The organism is Photorhabdus stackebrandtii, from assembly GCF_011189495.1.
Taxonomy (GTDB): Bacteria; Pseudomonadota; Gammaproteobacteria; order Enterobacterales; family Enterobacteriaceae; genus Photorhabdus; species Photorhabdus khanii.
This window is the reverse complement of record NZ_PUJV01000139.1, coordinates 1-920: the sequence shown is the minus strand read 5'-3', so window position 1 is coordinate 920 and position 920 is coordinate 1. Positions and strand designations below refer to the sequence as shown.

Below are 920 nucleotides of genomic sequence, written 5' to 3'. Positions count from 1 at the left end.
ATTGGAACAGAGCGCCGAAGTATTACGGCGCCGACAAGAAAATCGGGAAAAAAAGGGTAAAGATGGCAGCCAGCTGCGTATTAATCCAACAGAACCAGAAGCGGTCGTCCAGAAGCTCAAGCGGGGAAAGGGATTTTCAACGGCTTATAAACCGTCTGTTTTAGTCAATACCAGGCGGATTATTGTCGCCCAGACCGTCGATCCGTCCAGTGAAACACAGGTGATGGCGGATTTATTGACGCAGAATTTCAATTTATCGGGATATCATCCGGACAAATTGTTATTGGATGCCGGTTATTTCCATGACGCGGTGATAGCTGAGACACAAAAATATCAAATCCGGCTGTTTTGCTCTGAAAATTCCCACCGGCAGACCCCCCGAAAAATTTACCCCAAATCGTTATTTATCTATGATGGCGAGCAAAACAGTTATACCTGTCCTGCCCGCCATCAATTATCCCTGAAAAGCACAGTAGCCGGGTCGGAAAAAACGCGAGGCTATCGGGTTTATGGCGGTGCCAATTGCGTCCAATGCAGGCAAAAAAACCAATGTACGCAGGCCAAAGGCGGGAGAAAAATAAAACGCTATCCGGAAGATGAAAAGCGGGATGAACTTCGTTTGCATATGGCGACCCCTGAATCAAAACAGATATTGAGTCAACGAAAGAGCATAGTGGAACCGGTATTTTCAGCCTTGCGAGGAATTCAGGGGCTGGAGCGCTTTCGGCGTAAGGGATTGTCAGCGGTAAAGTTGGAATTTACCCTGCATGCGATGGCCTATAACTTATCAAGAGCGGTAGCTCTGATATTATGGGTGATGTTTAGCCTGTTATTCGGACAAATAACAGGCACTAAAGAAGGGGAGCTGGATTCAATTTGACGCGTTGAAAAAATGACCTCAACCCTTTTGCGACACCCTC

Annotated in this window: 1 protein-coding gene; it reads left to right on the top strand. The window is 46.8% G+C overall.

What is annotated here, in order from left to right:
- A partial coding sequence (locus C5470_RS22000; protein ID WP_166291912.1) for a transposase occupies positions 1 to 880 on the top strand: 880 nt, incomplete at its 5' end.
- Positions 881 to 920: the final 40 nt, after the last annotated feature.